Source organism: Geomonas sp., from assembly GCF_056994735.1.
On record NZ_JBXKJL010000190.1, the window covers coordinates 1 to 1,289 of the forward strand.

Genomic DNA, 1,289 nt, shown 5'->3' on the forward strand with positions numbered 1-1,289 from the left:
GCGACTCCCCGGGGCTTAACGCAGCCTGCCACGTCCTTCATCGGCTCTTGGCGCCAAGGCATCCACCCCGTGCCCTGTGTAGCTTGACCTCCGCCAGCATCTGACCAGGCGGTCAGTGCGGGACGGGATCGTGATCGGGGTTCTCCTTGATTTCACGGCGAAATCATGATCCTCGGACCATCGATCTTGCGATCGACGGCCTTCGATCTTCTTTACTGCCGTCATCTATCCAGTTGTTAAGGTGCACCGCCGAGGCGGTTCGGCGACGTGGAGCCTGGCTCCCCGTCGTCCCAGCGTCTCCGCTGGTCGGTGGGCTCCGGTGGAGCGCACGGATCAGGGGATCCCGCATGGTGGCCCCGGACGCGGTACGACGGTTCGGAGGGCCAGCCTGCGAACCGTCGTGGTTTCATCGCGGTGTGGGACCCGAAGGTCGTCCCGGGTTGGGCCCGAGCTATTCAATTTCGATGCCAGTTGCCTGGACCGGAAGGTGGTGGAGACGAGGAGACTCGAACTCCTGACCCTCTCCTTGCAAAGGAGATGCTCTTCCAGCTGAGCTACGTCCCCGTGCTCATGGGTGCGGAGTGGTGGGCGCACCTGGACTCGAACCAGGGACCTCGGCCTTATCAGGGCCGCGCTCTAACCAACTGAGCTATGCGCCCTGGGTGCCAGCCTCACCGGACAGGCAGGGCCGCCGCACCATAACCCTTGAAGAGTGGTAGGAACAGGGCCGACTGATCGTGCCCGGTACGGTGTCTCGCCGAGTCGCTTGTCGATCTCCGGCTTGCGCCGGCGCACCCCACTCGAGCTAGAGGTGCGAACGATCGGGCGATCAACCTGGGAGCCATCAACGCCAGGACCTCACCGTAATGGTCCTGACTCGGATCTCCCTAGAAAGGAGGTGATCCAGCCGCACCTTCCGGTACGGCTACCTTGTTACGACTTCGTCCCAATCACCGACCCCACCTTCGACGGCTGCCTCCCTTGCGGGTTGGCCCACCGGCTTCGGGTGTTGCCAGCTTTCATGACGTGACGGGCGGTGTGTACAAGCCCCGGGAACATATTCACCGCCGTATGCTGACCGGCGGTTACTAGCAACTCCGGCTTCATGTAGGCGAGTTGCAGCCTACAATCCGAACTGAGACCGGCTTTAAGGGATTCGCTCCACCTCGCGGTTTCGCCGCCCGTTGTACCGGCCATTGTAGCGTGGGTGTAGCCCAGGACGTAAGGGCCATGCTGACTTGACGTCGTCCCCACCTTCCTCCGAGTTTCTCTCGGCAGTCCCGTGTGAG

2 tRNA genes and 2 rRNA genes are annotated in these 1,289 nt (G+C 62.8%); all 4 read right to left on the reverse strand.

The features are described from left to right. Window positions 1–89: ribosomal RNA gene (locus AC11W3_RS08600) — 23S ribosomal RNA — on the reverse strand; the annotation flags it as partial. Between the two features lie 399 nt (window positions 90–488). Then, window positions 489–564: transfer RNA gene (locus AC11W3_RS08605), tRNA-Ala, on the reverse strand. 18 nt (window positions 565–582) lie between these two features. Next, a tRNA-Ile gene (locus AC11W3_RS08610) sits at window positions 583–659 on the reverse strand. A gap of 232 nt (window positions 660–891) precedes the next feature. Continuing rightward, window positions 892–1,289 (reverse strand): 16S ribosomal RNA (locus tag AC11W3_RS08615); the annotation flags it as partial.